This is a genomic window from Paraburkholderia monticola (assembly GCF_001580545.1).
GTDB lineage: Bacteria > Pseudomonadota > Gammaproteobacteria > Burkholderiales > Burkholderiaceae > Paraburkholderia > Paraburkholderia monticola.
In genome coordinates this window covers 397,737-413,261 of sequence record NZ_LRBG01000035.1, presented here as the reverse complement: position 1 = coordinate 413,261, position 15,525 = coordinate 397,737, and the positions used below count along the sequence as shown (strand labels likewise).

At 63.8% G+C, this 15,525-nt stretch carries 17 protein-coding genes; 6 read left to right on the top strand and 11 right to left on the bottom strand.

Annotation, left to right across the window (positions count from 1 at the left end; translation table 11 throughout):
• Positions 1 to 93 precede the first annotated feature (93 nt).
• Positions 94 to 606 (top strand): metal-dependent hydrolase, encoded by a 513-nt coding sequence (locus CI15_RS22675; RefSeq protein ID WP_062131358.1) that lies wholly within the window; start codon positions 94 to 96, stop codon positions 604 to 606.
• Between the two features lie 35 nt (positions 607 to 641).
• Here CI15_RS22675 and epsC read toward each other — a convergent pair whose 3' ends face one another.
• Positions 642 to 1,568, bottom strand: coding sequence for a serine O-acetyltransferase EpsC (gene epsC / locus CI15_RS22670; RefSeq protein WP_062131356.1), 927 nt, complete (start codon positions 1,566 to 1,568; stop codon positions 642 to 644).
• Positions 1,569 to 1,696: 128 nt separating this feature from the next.
• Positions 1,697 to 1,930, bottom strand: a complete 234-nt coding sequence (locus CI15_RS22665; protein ID WP_013092363.1) for a hypothetical protein — start codon at positions 1,928 to 1,930, stop codon at positions 1,697 to 1,699.
• Between the two features lie 330 nt (positions 1,931 to 2,260).
• On the opposite strand from CI15_RS22665, the gene CI15_RS22660 reads away from it, so the two are divergent.
• Together CI15_RS22660 and CI15_RS22655 are read left to right on the top strand one after the other, a co-directional pair.
• Positions 2,261 to 2,713, top strand: coding sequence for a DUF3005 domain-containing protein (locus tag CI15_RS22660; RefSeq protein ID WP_062131353.1), 453 nt, complete (start codon positions 2,261 to 2,263; stop codon positions 2,711 to 2,713).
• A gap of 144 nt (positions 2,714 to 2,857) precedes the next feature.
• The gene (locus CI15_RS22655; RefSeq protein ID WP_062131350.1) at positions 2,858 to 3,463 is read left to right on the top strand and encodes a short chain dehydrogenase; all 606 of its coding nucleotides are present in this window, start codon (positions 2,858 to 2,860) and stop codon (positions 3,461 to 3,463) included.
• Between the two features lie 3 nt (positions 3,464 to 3,466).
• Here the strand turns inward: CI15_RS22655 and araD are convergent, their stop codons facing one another.
• The 7 genes from araD to CI15_RS22620 form a co-directional block, all read right to left on the bottom strand.
• Positions 3,467 to 5,203 carry an L-arabinonate dehydratase gene (gene araD / locus CI15_RS22650; RefSeq protein WP_062131347.1) on the bottom strand — a complete coding sequence of 579 codons (1,737 nt, stop codon included), beginning with the start codon at positions 5,201 to 5,203 and terminating at the stop codon, positions 3,467 to 3,469.
• A gap of 31 nt (positions 5,204 to 5,234) precedes the next feature.
• Entirely contained in the window at positions 5,235 to 6,176 is a 942-nt protein-coding gene (locus tag CI15_RS22645; protein WP_062131344.1) for an ABC transporter permease, read from the bottom strand.
• Positions 6,176 to 7,054, bottom strand: coding sequence for an ABC transporter permease (locus CI15_RS22640; RefSeq protein ID WP_062131342.1), 879 nt, complete (start codon positions 7,052 to 7,054; stop codon positions 6,176 to 6,178). Before CI15_RS22640 ends, CI15_RS22645 begins: the two co-directional genes overlap by 1 nt.
• A complete protein-coding gene (locus tag CI15_RS22635) occupies positions 7,051 to 8,130 on the bottom strand; it encodes an ABC transporter ATP-binding protein (protein WP_062131339.1) in 1,080 nt (359 codons plus the stop codon). Before CI15_RS22635 ends, CI15_RS22640 begins: the two co-directional genes overlap by 4 nt.
• Before the next feature lie 132 nt (positions 8,131 to 8,262).
• Complete coding sequence (locus tag CI15_RS22630) at positions 8,263 to 9,432, bottom strand: extracellular solute-binding protein (protein ID WP_062131336.1); 1,170 nt, start codon at positions 9,430 to 9,432, stop codon at positions 8,263 to 8,265.
• A 248-nt stretch (positions 9,433 to 9,680) separates the two neighbouring features.
• Entirely contained in the window at positions 9,681 to 10,625 is a 945-nt protein-coding gene (locus CI15_RS22625; protein ID WP_062131334.1) for an SMP-30/gluconolactonase/LRE family protein, read from the bottom strand.
• Positions 10,622 to 11,620, bottom strand: coding sequence for a dihydrodipicolinate synthase family protein (locus tag CI15_RS22620; RefSeq protein WP_062131331.1), 999 nt, complete (start codon positions 11,618 to 11,620; stop codon positions 10,622 to 10,624). The genes CI15_RS22625 and CI15_RS22620 overlap by 4 nt, the downstream gene beginning before the upstream one ends.
• Before the next feature lie 577 nt (positions 11,621 to 12,197).
• Here CI15_RS22620 and CI15_RS22615 point away from each other — a divergent pair.
• A complete protein-coding gene (locus CI15_RS22615; protein ID WP_062131329.1) occupies positions 12,198 to 12,902 on the top strand; it encodes a helix-turn-helix transcriptional regulator in 705 nt (234 codons plus the stop codon).
• Here CI15_RS22615 and CI15_RS22610 read toward each other — a convergent pair.
• Positions 12,886 to 13,203 (bottom strand): helix-turn-helix domain-containing protein, encoded by a 318-nt coding sequence (locus tag CI15_RS22610; protein ID WP_062131326.1) that lies wholly within the window; start codon positions 13,201 to 13,203, stop codon positions 12,886 to 12,888. The two genes, CI15_RS22615 and CI15_RS22610, sit on opposite strands and share 17 nt — an antisense overlap.
• Before the next feature lie 155 nt (positions 13,204 to 13,358).
• Between CI15_RS22610 and CI15_RS22605 the strand changes: the two genes are divergently transcribed.
• The gene (locus CI15_RS22605; protein WP_062131323.1) at positions 13,359 to 13,952 is read left to right on the top strand and encodes an acyl-homoserine-lactone synthase; all 594 of its coding nucleotides are present in this window, start codon (positions 13,359 to 13,361) and stop codon (positions 13,950 to 13,952) included.
• Positions 13,953 to 13,980: 28 nt separating this feature from the next.
• Here the strand turns inward: CI15_RS22605 and CI15_RS22600 are convergent, their stop codons facing one another.
• Positions 13,981 to 14,670 (bottom strand): FadR/GntR family transcriptional regulator, encoded by a 690-nt coding sequence (locus tag CI15_RS22600; protein WP_062131320.1) that lies wholly within the window; start codon positions 14,668 to 14,670, stop codon positions 13,981 to 13,983.
• A gap of 281 nt (positions 14,671 to 14,951) precedes the next feature.
• On the opposite strand from CI15_RS22600, the gene CI15_RS22595 reads away from it, so the two are divergent.
• Positions 14,952 to 15,419: a universal stress protein gene (locus tag CI15_RS22595; protein WP_062131317.1), complete on the top strand. Its 468-nt coding sequence runs from the start codon at positions 14,952 to 14,954 to the stop codon at positions 15,417 to 15,419.
• Positions 15,420 to 15,525: the final 106 nt, after the last annotated feature.

Below are 15,525 nucleotides of genomic sequence, written 5' to 3'. Positions count from 1 at the left end.
TTTTTATCTCACGCATCGGCTATTTTTTTATCCGCCCATCTGCGAACATAGCCGCCCTTTGTTTTTCGCGCGGCACACTTGCCGCGAGCTTCGATGGCATCCAGCAAAGCGCATCATGCAACCGGTTTCGCGGCCGGCATCATTGCGGCGGCAATCGTCGCGCGCAGCAGCGGCGGTCCGTTTCATCCAGGCGTGTTGCTGAGCTTCATTGCCGGCGTGGCGGGCAGCACCGCGCCGGACTGGCTCGAAGTCGCATGGTGGTCGCGCGCGCGGCGGCTGTGGATCACGCATCGCACGTTGACGCATTGGGGTATCGGCTGGCTCGCGTTGCTCGCGGTGTCGTATCACGCGCTCGGACATTCGATCTACGCGGCGCCGGCGTTCGGCTTTGCTTGCGGCGGCCTGATGCATCTGTTCGCCGACTGGCCGAATCCGCTCGGCGTGCCGTGGATCGCCGGGCGGCACTCATTGAATCTATGGAATAGCGGGCACTGCGATCTGATCGTCGTCGCGGCATCGTGGGTGGCCGCGTGGTTCATTGGCGAGCATGTGTGGCTGCACGGCGTGCATGCGTTGCCGTGGTTGCGGCATTGGCCGATCAGCTAGGCGCAATCAAGCATGCGGGCGCGGCCTGCGCCGCATCATTGCTGCCCGTTGTCCGTGCGCTCGCCTTCGCGGACCTTGCCTTGCGATACGCTGCTGCCCGGCGGCACGCTATGCGTGAGCCACACGTTGCCGCCGATCACCGAGCCGCGCCCGATCGTCACGCGTCCGAGGATCGTCGCGCCCGCATAGATCACGACGTCGTCCTCGACGATCGGATGCCGCGCGTTGCCCTTGATCAGCGAGCCATCCTCGTCGGCCGCGAAACTCTTCGCGCCGAGCGTGACCGCCTGGTACACGCGCACGCGCTCGCCGATGATCGCGGTCTCGCCGATCACGACGCCGGTGCCGTGATCGATGAAGAAGCTCGGCCCGATCGTCGCGCCCGGATGAATGTCGATGCCGGTCGCCGAGTGCGCGATCTCGTTGATGAAGCGCGCGAGCAGCGGCACACCGAGTCGATGCAACGCATGCGCGAGCCGATGATGCGTCATCGCCCACACGCCCGGATAGCACAACAGGATTTCGGTGATGTGCTGCGCGGCGGGGTCGCCGGTGAACGCCGCCTGGATGTCGCTGACGAGCACCGCGCGGATGGCCGGCAACTGCGTCGCGAACTCGCGCGCCACCGCGAACGCGCGCTCCTGCAACTCGGCGTCCGGCGTCGCGCCGAACTCGGGCAGGAAGCGCAGCGCGCGTCGAATCTGTTCGGCGAGCAGACGCAATGTGCTTTCGAGCGTATGGCCGACGTAGTAATCGACAGTCTCGTCGGTCAGATCGGGCGCGCCGTAATGCGTCGGAAACATCGCCGCGCGCAGGCCCGTCACGATGCTGACCACCGCTTCGCGAGATGGCAATTCACGAATGCCGAGCGGATGCCGCGTGCGATGCAATTGTTCGCGCGAGGCGCGCAGGTCGGCGACGATCTGTTCGAGGCCCCAGTTATGGGAAGGCGCGTTGGACATAAGGCAGCGCCGTGCGAGGCGCACGGTTCGAAGTGGTTATCCAGCAGAGATTACCGCGTTTTAACGCGGCCCGCGCGGCAGCGCACAGGACGGCGCGCGGCGACACGCACGCATTGTTGCCTTGACTTTCAGATAGTCAAGCTGCTCGCGTCGATCCAGCGCACGGCCCAATCGCGCGCGTGCGCGATGGCGGCGGCTTCGTCGGAAAAGCGCAGTTCGGTGGGGAAGAAACGGTTGGCGACCAGTTCGCCATCGCTCGAGCGCGAGATCACCACATAGGGTTGCCAGGAGCCGTCGCCCGAGCGCGCCGGTTCGCAATTCAACAGATAGCCGCGATGTGTGAATGCAGCATCGAAGTGCATGAGTCACCCGCCCTGAAGCCCCGTAACATATATTCAGTCGCGCGGCCATTTGTTGTTTCGTTTTTTCCGACCCTGCTGAGACAGCCGGAGCATCTTGCCAATTTAACCGCGCATCGGTCGCAGGAGTAAGATCATACTCTGTAGAAAATACGCGTCCATTAAAAAAAACGAAATGAATCGCGGACGTCATCGCCATTCAATCGCGAGGGCAACAGCGCTCGCATCGGAGCATGGCGGATGCGGATCGCGAGTCCCGCGCACAGCGGTGCCGTACAGTCGGAACGGCTTTTGCTCCCTTCTTCGACCATGTCCTCTTCAGGAGAATGCACGATGAACAGCGCGATCAGCAAACCCGAAAACGCCGGCACGCAACCGGACCCCAAAGACCCGCGGACCACGGACCTGCACAACGACCGCACGCACGACAGCACGGTCGACACCGACGGCAAGAACCACGAAGCGGCGCGGCTCGCGGGCCACAGCGCGATCTCGCCCGATGCGGTCACCACCAGCAATGCGACGCTCGAGAACAGCGTGGCCGAGTCGACCGATGGCATGGCCGGCTTCGACAGCCGGGTCGGCGGCAATCATCTGCTGCTCGCGCTCGAGCCGGGCTACGCCGTGATCGACAAAGGCATGGCCGAGCCGCTCGCCGCCTACTCGGCCGACTATCAATACAACGACCCGCGTCCGGTCGGACAGCGCCAGGAGCGCGGCCGCATTCATTACGCGCTCAATCATTTGCGACCCGCGCGCGTGATCGAATTGCAGCGGCTGAAATAAGCCGGCGCGCGTATCATCCCTTTATACGCGCGCGTTTGAATTACCGGCTTTATTCCAATTAATCAGGCAATAACGTAGCACGCACCGTTTAATTCTGGTGCGTGCTTTGCTTTGTTTAACGTTGTTCGTTTAACGGAGTTGCGGATGAAAAGAATCGTCGTCATCGGTGCCACGGGCACGCTCGGCCAGGCCGTCAGCGCGGAGCTGAAGGCACGTCACGAAGTGATCGAGGTAGGCGCGACGCGCGGGCAATATCAAGTGGACAGCACGGACCCGGCGAGCGTCGAGCGGCTGTTTCGCGACATCGGCAAAGTGGACGGCGTCGTCACCGCGACCGGCAAAGTGCACTTCGGTCCGCTGACGCAGATGAGCGTCGAGCAGTTCTGGGTCGGCCTGCGCGACAAACTGATGGGTCAGATCAACGTCGTGTTCGCGGCGCTGCCGTATGTGAACGACGGCGGCTCGTTCACGCTGACGAGCGGCATTCTCGCCGACGAGCCGATCCTGCAGGGCGCAAGCGCGACGACCGTCAACCTCGCGCTCGAAGGCTTCGTGCGCGGCGCGGCGATCGAGCTGCCGCGCGGGCTGCGCATCAACGTCGTGAGTCCGACCGTGCTGAGCGAGTCGATGGACGCCTACGCACCATTCTTTCGCGGCTTCGAGCCGGTCAGCGCACAACGCGCGGCGCTCGCTTATCTGCGCAGTGTGGAAGGCGCGCAGACGGGGCGCGTGTATCGCGTGGGGTATTGAGCGTCAGTGGATCTCCGGCTCACCCGCACTGCCAGAACTCGCGCCGCCGCGCTGCAGGAAGTCGAAATCGCAGCCTTGATCCGCCTGCAACACGTGCGCCTGATGTAGCGCCCCATAGCCGCGCTCGAACCGGGCCGCCGGTTTGATCCACGCGGCCTTGCGGCGTGCGAGCTCTTCGTCCGACACCAGCAGATTCAGCCGGCGGCGCGGCACGTCGAGTTCGATCAGATCGCCGCTTTGCACCAACGCCAGCGGCCCGCCGACGAATGCCTCAGGCGCCACGTGCAACACGCAAGCGCCGTAGCTCGTGCCGCTCATGCGTGCATCGGAAATGCGCACCATGTCACGCACGCCCTTTTGCAGCAGCTTGCGCGGAATCGGCAACTGGCCCCACTCGGGCATGCCCGCGCCGACCGGCCCCGCGTGCCGCAGCACCAGCACGCAGCTTTCGTCGATGTCGAGCGTATCGTCGTCGATGCGCGCGGCCATGTCGTTGTAGTCGTTGAACACGACCGCGCGTCCCGTATGCGAGAGCAGATGCGGTTCGGCTGCGCCGGGCTTGATCACGGCGCCATCGGGCGCGAGATTGCCACGCAGCACCGCGAGGCTGCTGTCGCGCAGTAGCGGATTCGCGCGGCGGCGGATCACGTCGTCGTTGAAGATGCGCGCGCCCGCGAGGTTCTCGCCGAGCGTGCGGCCGTTCACGGTTTTCTGCGAGCCGTCGATCAGCTCACCCAGTTCCGCGAGCAAGGCGCGCAAACCGCCCGCGTAGAAAAAGTCTTCCATCAGATACGCGCCGGTTGGCCGGATGTTCGCGAGCACCGGCGTGCGGCGCGCGATCTCGTCGAAGCGATCAAGCGTCAACTCGATGCCCGCGCGCCGCGCCAGCGCAATCATATGCACGACCGAATTGGTCGAGCCTGACAGCGCGACGCAGGTGGTCACCGCGTTATCGACCGATGCCGCCGTAATCAGGTCCGACGGCTTCAGATCCTCCCACACCATCTCGACGATACGCATGCCGGTTTTCGCGGCCATCTGCGCATGCCGCGAATCGGGCGCGGGAATCGACGCGAAGCCGGGCAGCGTAAAGCCCAGCGCTTCGGCCGCGCTCGTCATCGTCGAGGCGGTGCCCATCGTCATGCAGTGCCCGGGCGAGCGCGCGATGCCGCCCTCGACCCCCTGCCAGTCGTCCGCCGTCAGCGTGCCCGCGCGCAGTTCGGCCCAGTACCGCCATGAATCGGAACCGGAGCCGAGCGTCACGCCGTTCCAGTTGCCGCGCAGCATGGGGCCGGCGGGCAAAAAGATGGCGGGCAGATCCATCGAGATCGCGCCCATCAGCAGCGCGGGTGTGGTCTTGTCGCAACCGCCCATCAGCACGACGCCGTCGGCGGGATACGAGCGCAGCATCTCCTCGGCTTCCATCGCGAGGAAATTGCGGTACAGCATCGTGGTGGGCTTCTGGAACGGCTCGGACAGCGTCTGCACCGGCAACTCGATCGGGAAGCCGCCGGCCTGCCAGATGCCGCGCTTCACTTCCTCGACGCGCTGACTGAAATGCGTGTGGCACGGATTGATTTCGCTCCACGTGTTAAGAATCGCGATGACCGGCTTGCCCGCATATTCGTCGCGGTTGTAGCCCATCTGCGCGGTGCGCGAGCGATGGCCGAACGAACGCAGATCGTTCGCGCCGTACCAGCGATGACTGCGCAACTCCTCGGGGGTCTTTCTCTTCGTCAACGTCTACTCCACGATTGCCGCCGACCATCGGTCAGCGCCTCTGTTCTTTTACGCGAGACACGATCTGCGTCGGGCTCACGAACTGGAGTGCGATCAGCACCCAGATCAACGTGATCGCCATATAGATCATTGCCATCGCATCGATCGATTGCGGCGCGCGCACGCCGGTCGAAAACACAGCGTAGTACAACGCGACCACGAGCGTTTGCGTCGCCGGTCCGGCCGTAAAAAACGTCAGCTCGAACATGCCGATCGTGCGTACCAGCACGAGCAGCCCTGCCGCCAGCATACCCGGCACGAGCAGCGGCAGCAGCACATAACGGAAATAGCGGAACGTGTTCGCGCCGAAAATGCGCGCGGCCGCCTCGAGATTGGGGTCGATCTGCTCGATGAACGGCGTCATCACGAGAATCACGAACGGCAGCGCGGGGACGAGGTTCGCAAGAATCACGCCCCCTAGCGTGCCGGCCAGTCCGACCTTGTACATCACGGTCGCCATCGGAATGCCGTAGGTGACGGGCGGCACCATCAACGGCAGCAGGAAGATCAGCATGGCAAGGCGCTTGCCCGGGAATTGCACGCGCGCGAGCGCATACGCGGCCGGCACGCCGAGCAGCACCGACAGCAGCACGACCGCGCCGACCACCTGCACGGTCACCCACAGCACGCTCGCGAGCTGGAAGTCGCTCCATGCCTGCGCATACCAGTGCAGCGTGAAGCCTTGCGGCAACGCGGTGCCGAACCAGCGCGTCGCGATCGAATTGACCGCGACGGTGGCGATCAGCAACACGACGTTGATCAGGAAGAACCCCATCACGGCCCACACCAGCGCCTGCCAGATGCGGCCCGGCAGGTTGGCGCGCTGACGTGCGTGTTGCGCGGGCTCGCGGGCGCCGTCGCCGGGCTGAGGCGCGGCGGATGCGGACGTGGAGCCGGACCAGTCGGGCTGCGTCGCGCGATGATCGGTCGTCATCAGCCTTTGCCTCCGGTTGCGGGACCGCGATAGAACCAGCGGCGCGCGCCGAGCAGCGCGGCGACCACCAGCAATTGCACGAAGCCCATCACCATCGCGATCGCCGAGGCGAGCGAATAGTCGTAGCTCTCGAACGCAGCTTCTGCCGCGGCGATCGACATCACGCGCGTCGGACCAGCGGGCGCGCCGAGCAGCACGGCCGATGGAAACACCGAGAACGCCTGCACGAACGAGAGACACGCGGCCATCGTCAACCCCGGCACGAGCAGCGGCAGATAGATGCGGCGAAACTGTTGCCACGGACTCGCGCCGAGCGTCGCGGCCGCGGCCGCGAGCGTCGGATCGATCCCGGTCACGTACGACAGCGTCAACAGAAACGCGAACGGAAAGCCCGACACGATCAGCGACAGCAGCACGCCGGTGAAGTTGTGCGTGAGCCGCATTTCCTGCGTGTACAGATGCAGCGCCTGCAACGCCTGCGGCAGCCAGCCGTGGGGACCGAAGTACGTCAGCATGCCGTCGGCGATCAGCACGGTGCCGAGCGTCACCGGAATCACCAGCAAGGTCGTGACGAACTTCTGATAGCGCGAGTAGCGGCGCAGCGCGAACGCGACCGGCACCGACACGCCGACGTTGATCAGCGTGGCCGGCACCGAGAGCTTCAGCGTGACGAGGATCGTCGGCCACATCGACGTGTCGGTGAAGAACGTCAGATAGTTGGCCCACATGCTGCCGCCGTTCATCGGCCGGAACGACAGCGCGAGGCCATAGGCGAACGGATAGATGAACAACGCGACGATGAAGAGCAGCGCGGGCGCGACGAGCCACGCTTTGGCGTCGCGCTGTCTCAATGGAGGAGATAGCGTCGACGTGTTCATGCGGCCTCGGCGTCGTAGACCAGCACGCACGAGGGCCGCACGCGCAGCGTGATGCGCTCGCCCTCGGCGGATTCGCCGCTCACGCGCGCCCACACCTCGCCGAACGCGGTCTTCGCGCGCAGCAGCGAATCATGGCCACCGTATTCGACCGCGTCGATCAGGGCATCGAACGCGTTATCGGCGCCGGGTTCGGCGCGCTCCATGTCTTCGGGACGCAGCGCGACGCTCACGCGTTTGCTATCGAAGCCCGCCATCGGCGTGCCGATGAGCCGCACGCCGTTCGCACTGACCACGACAGCGTCGCCCTGCGTACCCTCCAGCGTGAACTCGGCGACATTGCGATAGCCCATGAAGCGGGCGACGTGCAGATTGCGCGGCCGTGTATAGACTTCCTTCGGCGTCGCGACCTGCTGCACGACGCCCTCCTTCATCACGACGATGCGATCGGCCATCGACAGCGCTTCGTCCTGATCATGCGTCACGTACAGCGTCGCGCGTTCGAGCTGCGTATGGATGCGGCGAATCTCCGCGCGCATTTCGATGCGCAGCTTCGTGTCGAGATTCGACAGCGGCTCGTCCATCAGGATCAGCGGCGGCTCGATCACGATCGCACGCGCGATCGCGACGCGCTGCTGCTGGCCACCGGACAACTGGCCGGGCAGCTTGTGCTCGTGACCGGTCAGTTGCACGAGTTGCAAGGCCTCGCGCGCACGACGCGCGATCTCGCTCCTGCCGACACCGCGCATCTTCAGCCCGAAGCCGACGTTGTCGAGCACGCTCATATGCGGGAACAGCGCGTAGTTCTGGAACACCATGCCGAAGCCGCGTTTTTCCGGCGGCAGCACGTCGATGCGCCGCTCGTCGAGCCAGATGCCGCCGCCGGTGAGCGGCTGCAATCCGGCGATGCAGTTCAGCGCGGTCGACTTGCCACAGCCCGACGGTCCCAGCAGCGCGATGAACTCGCCACGCCGGATCGTCAGATCGAGACCCTGCAGCGCGGCGACCGCGTGGCCTTGCGCATTCGTGAAACTGCGGCTCACCGAATCGAGCCGCAACTGTTCAAATTGATGCTTCATGGCGGTTTCCTGATCCGCGTGAGGCGAAGTACACGTCACACAGGGCAACGTGTGGTCGCCGAAAACACGCAGCGCGACGATACCTTACGTCGCGCTGCGTTTCGCCTCGTTTCCCGTGGCCTTGGCGCGGGCCTAACGAGTCTTCTGCGCGCCGACGTCGGTATCCCACTTCTTGAAGGCCGCCACCATCGCCGCCGCATTCAGCGGCAATGCATGCGGACGATCGGTCAACATCTTCGCGTATTCGGGGCGGCCATACTTCTGCAGCACCTCCTGGCTATGCGCGGGCGCCTGCTCGACGGTGACGCCCTTGATCGCCGGGCCCGGATAGAAATAGCCGTCGTCGTAGGTCAGCGCCTGCTGCGCGGGCTCCAGCATGAAGTTCATCATCTTGTACAGCACGTCGAGCTTTTCCTTCGGCACGCCCTTCGGAATCACCATGTAGTGGGCGTCGTTGACCCACGTCATGTTGTCCAGCGGCTGCACGCGGAATTCGGCCGGCACGATGCCGAGCGCGCGCGGATTGATGTCCCACCCGGTCACGGTCACGGTCATGTCACGCGTGCCTTCGCCGAGTTCCTTCATCACCGCCGAGGTGCCGCCCGGATAGTACGGAATGCAATCGTTCAGCTGTTTGAGGAACGCCCACGTCTTGTCCCAGCCATGCACGGGGTCTTGCGGGTCCTTATCCCCGAGCACGTAGGGCAAGCCCATCAGGAACGTGCGGCCAGGGCCGGAATTCGCCGGCCGCGCGTAGATCAGCTTGTCGGGGTGGGCCTTGCACCATTGCAGCAGTTGCTCGGGCGTCTTCGGCGGATCGCTGACCTTGGCCGGGTTGTATTCGAGCAGCGGACCGGCCGGCATATACGCGACCTCCAGCCCGTAGCCTTGCGCAAGGTCCTGCATCTTGCGCGGACCCGGCGCGTACTTGTCGAGCACGCCGGGGAATTGGGCCGCGTTATCGGGCAGCAGCTTGATCCAGAGGTTCTGTTCGATGCCGGCGGCGAGCGCGTCGGTGCCGGTCAGCACGAGATCGATGTCGGAGCGGCCGGCAGCCTGCATCGCCTTGATCTTGCCGGGCAATTGCGGCGCGGGCGCGTTCGTGAAGGTCATGTTCGCGACGAGATTCGGATACTTCGCCTTGAACGCCTCGAAGCCCTTCTGCGTGAGTTGAAGATCGCCGGCCACGTCGACGATATTGATCGTGACCGGATCGGCCGCATGCGCGGCAGGGGTGAATGCGGCGCTGGCGGCGATACAGACAGATACCAGCTTGAGCGACAACCTGTGCGGAACAGTCATTGCGTCTCCTCGCTTCTTGGTATGGAAGCCCGCCGATCGATGTGCTGCGGGCGGTGTATTTCTACCAACGGAACATAGCGAAGCGCAACAGCCGATGTCAAGCAAATAGTCAGCAACGCGTCTGGTGCGCGAAAACGGCCGTTTTGACGTGAGATCCTTGTCGTGCAACGCGTTGCAACGCGCGTTAAGGGCAAACCCGAGCCCTCACACCGGTTGCGGCGCCGGTTGTCTGGTAAGCGGACAACTGCTCAACCGCCGCGCACGCCTTGCGTGTTCACGAACACGGAATACAGGCCATGGCTCGCGGCCATGAACAGGCGGTTGCGATGCCGTCCGCCGAAGCACACGTTCGCGCACCGCTCCGGCAACGCGATATGGCCGAGCGGTTCGCCTTGCGCGGAGAACACGCGTACGCCGTCGAGCTCGTCGGTGCCCATGCCCCAGCCGCACCACAGGTTGCCGTGCACGTCGACACGGAAACCGTCGGGCGTGCCCGCACCCGCATCGATCAGCACACGATTGTTCGACACCGTCGTGCCTTTGCCATTGGCATCGACGTCGAACACGCGGATCTTGCGCGGCTCGCCGCGCGACTGGACGACGTACAGCAGCGATTCGTCCGGTGAAAACGCGAGACCGTTCGGCGCGAGCACATCGTCGATCAGCATCGACACCTCGCCCGACTGGCCGTCGATCCGATACACGCTCGCCGTCAACTCGGACGGCTGCTGCTCGCCCTCGTAGAAACCGTCGATGCCGAAGGTCGGGTCGGTGAACCAGATCGAGCCGTCCGATTTGACGACCACGTCGTTCGGCGAATTGAAGCGCTTGCCCTGATAGCGATCGGCGAGCACGGTGATCGAGCCGTCGTATTCGGTGCGCGTGACACGCCGCGTCAAGTGCTCGCAACTGACGAGACGCCCTTCGCGATCACGCGTATGGCCGTTCGCGTTGTTCGACGATTGGCGAAACGTGCTGACCGCGCCCGTCGTTTCGTCCCAGCGCAGGATGCGGTCGTTCGGTATGTCGCTCCACAGCAGATAGCGGCCATCGCCGAACCACACGGGCCCCTCCGACCAGCGGGTGCCCTGATACAAACATTCGACCGACGCCGACGCGAGAATCAACGACTTGAAGCGCGGGTCGAACACGCGGATGGAGGGATCGGGATAGCGTCGGCTGTCGTCGGTCATGCGGTTGCCTGTGTGTCGGAGCGGTTCGGGTGACTGGACGCGAACGCGCGCTCGAGAGCGAGCAGCGTATGCGCGGCCTGTGCGATCTTCGCATGATGCTCGCGCGGCGTCGAACTGAGCAGCGGCAGCAGCGGCCCCATGTCGGCGAGACCCGAGAACGTGATCGCGTCGTGCAGCACGCGGATCAGCGAGATGTCGGTGCGCAGCGTTTCGAGCGGCATGAACGCATCGTACAGGCGTTCGGCGGCGATGTGATCGGCACTGTCGGCACTATCGGCGCTAGCAGCGCTCTGGCCGCTTTGCACCGCGCGCAGCAGCGCCATCACCATGCTCGGCGCGATGCAGCCGCTGCCGGTCGTCCAGGCGGCGAGCCCAAACTCACGCAGATGCACGAGCGCCGGCCGCTCGCCCATGCCCGACACGATCTTCGCGGCCGGCACGCCTTGCAGCAGCCGGCGCAGATAGGGATCGTCAGCGGGATTGTCGCGCGGGATCGCATATTTGACCGCGCTCAACGTCCCACGCTCGACGAGCCGCGCGAGCGTATCGACATCGACGTAGTTTTCGCTCTTGATATAGAGCGTGAGCGGCATGCCGGCCGTGTCGGCGATCCGCATGAGGCCCGTCTCGACGCCGTCGGACGTCGTGAAGCCGCCGAGCGGCAGCACCATCGCGGTACGGTAACGGGTCTGCGCGAGGATGCGCGCCTGGTCGAGCATCTTGCCGTAGTCGGGACCGAGCGCCGGAATCACGCGCGTCGCGGGGCTCGCGGCGTCGGCAAGCAGGTCCAGCAGTTCGCGGTACTCGCTGACCGCGACGTGATAGAGGTTCGCGTTACCACCATACAGTAGCGTGCGCACGCCGCCCGCTTCGATATGACGGATCAGCGCGAGATTCTGCGCGGGGTCGAGCGTGTAGTCGGCGCGGCGCGCGAGCGGAGGCACGGCCATAACCGACGCGGCGAACTCGCCGTCGCGAAGCGGGGATTCGTTCATGGTGGTTGGGAAAACGCGCAATGCGGGGGCTTTTACGGTAGCATTGGCGTTGCAATGTTGTCAAACAACCGGCGCGCGACGAATTCCCAGACACCGCCGAAGGTCGAACTGCCGGTAGCACGTCACGAATTCTCCTTTTGTACGACAATAGATCCTACCCGTGCCATGTGTGACACTGGCGCCGGCTTCTTTCTGGGCAACAGGGCAGCGAGCAATACGGCCGCCGTCCCAGATAATCGGGTAAATGCAATTAATTTAAATGCGCAACGGAAATAATACCGTCAATGAAACACATTAAAATCCGTTCGCCGGACGCGGATTAGCCGCATTAATCGCCGGCGAATCCGCGGCGACCCAATGATTTATTTCAATCAGCATAATCATCGGCAACGCCACCCTTGCTGCCGCGCGAAGGTTATCGTTTACCCCGCAGCGCGGCGGCGCATTGCATTTGAGTTTTTAGTGATAGATTATGCGGATCAAAAGAGCGGACCGCAGTTTGGCCGCTATTAACCGCGACTAGGATGTTTGCGAGCCTGAGAGAGTCAAAAAATTGTCGCTACACTTTATCGAGCAGATGGCACCGCTACTGGACGCCGCCGACGAGGCGGAATGGTTCGGCGCGATTACGGGCCTCGCCGAAACGTGGGGCTTCGACAGGATTCTGGTCGCCATGCTGCCGCGGCCAACCATGCGTCTCGAGGACGCTTACCTGCGCAGCACTTATGCGCCGGCATGGCGCCAGACGTATGACGAACAAGGCATGGTTCATATCGACCCGACGGTCGCGCATTGCCTGTCGCGCTCCGCGCCGCTGATCTGGACGCCAGAACTTTTCGCCACCCCGGCGCAGCAATCCTTGTATGAGGAAGCGCGTTCGTACGGTCTGGGTGCGGGCGTGACACTGCCGATTCATGGGCCGAATCAGGAAGCTGGCATGATGTGCTTCGTCAATGACGACAAACCGTCAGAGGGGTTTCGTCGCCATGTGAACGCCGCCCTGCCGAACCTCGTGCTGTTGCGTGACCTGGTGATCGACACCAGCAAGCAGCATCTGAATTCGCACGCACAAACCTTGATGCCGAAGCTCACGCCGCGCGAGCGCGAATGCCTGAAATGGACCGCGCGCGGCAAATCCACCTGGGAGATATCCCACATCCTGAGTTGCTCGGAAGCCGTGGTGAACTTCCACATGAAAAACATCAGGGCGAAATTCGGCGTGAATTCGCGGCGCGCGGCGGCCGTGATCGCCGCGCAGCTCGGGCTTATTGACCCGGGTTGAGCAGCGCGGCGGCGTCGCGGCTGTACATCACGCGTTCGGCGCGGCCCAGATCGGCGTCCGACACGGTTTTCGTGAAGTACAGACCCAGCAGGATCGACACCGGCGCCGGGATCTCCGCACCCGACTCGAAGCGGCTGCCGCGCGATTGCGTGACGCCAAAGCGAGCCCAGAAACGGCGCTGGCTTTCTTTTTTCTTCTTCCGGTAGGCAATGATCAGAACGCGATCCACTGCCGAAGAGACCTCCGAGGGACGCGCCTGGAGGTGGGTTTGCGGTTGCCAGTGATTGTCGAGAAGTTCCATTTTAGAGCCTTGTAGGTTATTGGCGGATACGTGTTCGAATTCTGCGTTACCCGATAAGCATCCACACCTATCCAGGTAGGTAGGTGGCGCGAAGATTCAGAATGCATAAGTTTTTCTGCGTATTTGGCATACCCCAACACGTACAGGAGAACGTCATGCAAACCACGATCCGGATTGGAATGCGGCAGGATTTCGACAACGAACTGATCAACGAGATGTACCGCCTGCGAGCCCGTGTCTTTCACGGCCGGCTGGGCTGGGAAATTCCGACCATCGCGGGGATGGAGATAGACGGCTACGATGCGCTCGGGCCGCACTACATGCTGATTCAGGGCGATGACGAGCGGTTGCGCGGTTGTTGGCGGCTGATGCCGACCGAAGGCCCCAATATGCTGAAAGACACTTTCCCGCAGTTGCTGCATGGCGCCGAGGCACCGGTCGGGCGGCACATCTGGGAACTGAGCCGCTGGGCGATCGAAACCGGCGGAGAGGAACAGTCGTTTGGTTTCACGGATATGACAATCCGTGCGATTCAGGAAGTGATGCGCTTCGCGCAGCGCATGGGCATCACGCGTTACGTCACGGTGACCACCACGCCGATCGAACGGATGCTGCGCCGGGCCGGCCTCGACATCAGCCGGCTCGGGCCGCCGCTGCAGATCGGCGTCGAGCGGGCCGTCGCGCTCGACGTCGCGGTGAGCGCGAAAACGCTGACCGCGCTATTTGGGCCGGTCGCCGCCGCGGCCTGAGCCGGGACGCCCTCACCCGCCTGCGGACTCAGGAACCGAACATCCGTTCGAGCGCGTTCTCGAGATGCGCGCGCATGGCGGCGCCCGCGCCCGCCGCGTCCTTGCGGCGGATCGCGTCGAGCACCGCCATGTGCTCGGCCTGCACCAGCCGCTGCCGCTCGACCGTCTTGACGAGCGACAGATTGCGCGACAGGTTCATGCTGAACAGGATCTGTTCCTCGATGAACGACATCACCGTGATGAAGAACGGATTCTTCGACGCCCGCGCGACCGCCTGATGGAACAGGAAGTCGTCCTTCGCGCCGATCCCCTGCGCCTCGATGATTCGCTCGAGCTCGTCCCAGGCATGCTGGATCGCCTCGATGTCGTCGGCGTCGGCCTTTAGCGCCGCCTGGGCCGCCGCCCCCGCCTCGGTCACGATGCGAAATTCGTAGCAGCGGCGGATATCGGACAGCGTCTCGAGCGGCGCGAAGCGGCGCACGTCCGGGTCCGGCCGTCGCGCGACGGTCGTGCCGGAGCCGTGCCGCGTCGAGATGATGCCGTCGGCCCGCAACCGCGCGAGCGCCTCGCGCACGGTCGGCCGGGATGTGGCGAAACGCTCCGCCAGCGCGTGCTCGGTCGGCAATCGCTCGCCTTCCTTGTACTCGCCTTCGAGGATGCGGTTGAGAATGTCGCCGTAGATCTGGTCGGGTAAGCCCTTGGTTTTTCGATCGTTCATCAGCGGACTAGTCAGCTTGTCTGAATATGGGCTGATTGTAAGGCCAACTCTGCCCCGGTTTCAGGAAACTTATGCGGACTGCACACCCGCGAGGCCGCTCGCGCTTGCCCTCGCGTCCTTCATTTTGTCCGCCCGAAGCCAAAAAATTTGGCAAATGTTTGATTTACATCCTGGTCGCATGCACCTTTTCCGGCAATCATCTAAGCTTGCTTGGTATAAAAGATCAATGAACCCTGCCGCGGCAATCAATGTGGCAGACGTATTTTTGACGCGGAGCCGATATGTACAAACGCATCCTTGTAGCGGTCGATGGCAGCAATACCTCGCGCCGGGCGTTCGAAGCGGCGCTCGATCTCGCCAAATCGAACGGCGCGGTGTTACGGCCTTTTTACGTCGTCGAGAACACCCCAATGTATTTCGAGGCGCCCGGCTACGACCCGTCGATCCTGCGCAACCGCTTGATCGAGGAGGGCCAGGAGCTGCGTGCCGAATTTTCGAAAGCCATGGAGGCACAGGGTGTGAAGGGCGACCCGGCGGTCTCCGAAGCTTCGTCGCTCGGTGACGTCGCCGAAATCGTGCTGCAGGCCGCGGCCGAATTCAACGCCGACCTGCTCGTGATGGGCACGCACGGCCGGCGTGGCTTCCAGCGGCTGATTCTCGGCAGCGTCGCCGAGCGCTGCGTGCGCCAGGCCACGCTGCCGGTTCTGCTGGTACCTTCCGCCGCCGGCAGCGACAAGGAACCCACCTGACTTTCTCATCACTCGCGGGGCGACGCGCCACGCGCTGCCCCCCGGCACCGAGCCACGCTGTCCGTCGACGCGCACCGTCGTCCAGACCCGCGGTGGCTCAACTTCC

Bases quoted from the DNA above. Each gene is read 5' to 3' on its own strand.
- CI15_RS22675 (WP_062131358.1), top strand. From the start codon at position 94: ATGGCATCCAGCAAAGCGCATCATGCAACCGGTTTCGCGGCCGGCATC.
- epsC (WP_062131356.1), bottom strand. From the start codon at position 1,568: ATGTCCAACGCGCCTTCCCATAACTGGGGCCTCGAACAGATCGTCGCC.
- CI15_RS22665 (WP_013092363.1), bottom strand. From the start codon at position 1,930: ATGCACTTCGATGCTGCATTCACACATCGCGGCTATCTGTTGAATTGC.
- CI15_RS22660 (WP_062131353.1), top strand. From the start codon at position 2,261: ATGAACAGCGCGATCAGCAAACCCGAAAACGCCGGCACGCAACCGGAC.
- CI15_RS22655 (WP_062131350.1), top strand. From the start codon at position 2,858: ATGAAAAGAATCGTCGTCATCGGTGCCACGGGCACGCTCGGCCAGGCC.
- CI15_RS22645 (WP_062131344.1), bottom strand. From the start codon at position 6,176: ATGACGACCGATCATCGCGCGACGCAGCCCGACTGGTCCGGCTCCACG.
- CI15_RS22640 (WP_062131342.1), bottom strand. From the start codon at position 7,054: ATGAACACGTCGACGCTATCTCCTCCATTGAGACAGCGCGACGCCAAA.
- CI15_RS22635 (WP_062131339.1), bottom strand. From the start codon at position 8,130: ATGAAGCATCAATTTGAACAGTTGCGGCTCGATTCGGTGAGCCGCAGT.
- CI15_RS22630 (WP_062131336.1), bottom strand. From the start codon at position 9,432: ATGACTGTTCCGCACAGGTTGTCGCTCAAGCTGGTATCTGTCTGTATC.
- CI15_RS22625 (WP_062131334.1), bottom strand. From the start codon at position 10,625: ATGACCGACGACAGCCGACGCTATCCCGATCCCTCCATCCGCGTGTTC.
- CI15_RS22620 (WP_062131331.1), bottom strand. From the start codon at position 11,620: ATGAACGAATCCCCGCTTCGCGACGGCGAGTTCGCCGCGTCGGTTATG.
- CI15_RS22615 (WP_062131329.1), top strand. From the start codon at position 12,198: ATGGCACCGCTACTGGACGCCGCCGACGAGGCGGAATGGTTCGGCGCG.
- CI15_RS22610 (WP_062131326.1), bottom strand. From the start codon at position 13,203: ATGGAACTTCTCGACAATCACTGGCAACCGCAAACCCACCTCCAGGCG.
- CI15_RS22605 (WP_062131323.1), top strand. From the start codon at position 13,359: ATGCAAACCACGATCCGGATTGGAATGCGGCAGGATTTCGACAACGAA.
- CI15_RS22600 (WP_062131320.1), bottom strand. From the start codon at position 14,670: ATGAACGATCGAAAAACCAAGGGCTTACCCGACCAGATCTACGGCGAC.
- CI15_RS22595 (WP_062131317.1), top strand. From the start codon at position 14,952: ATGTACAAACGCATCCTTGTAGCGGTCGATGGCAGCAATACCTCGCGC.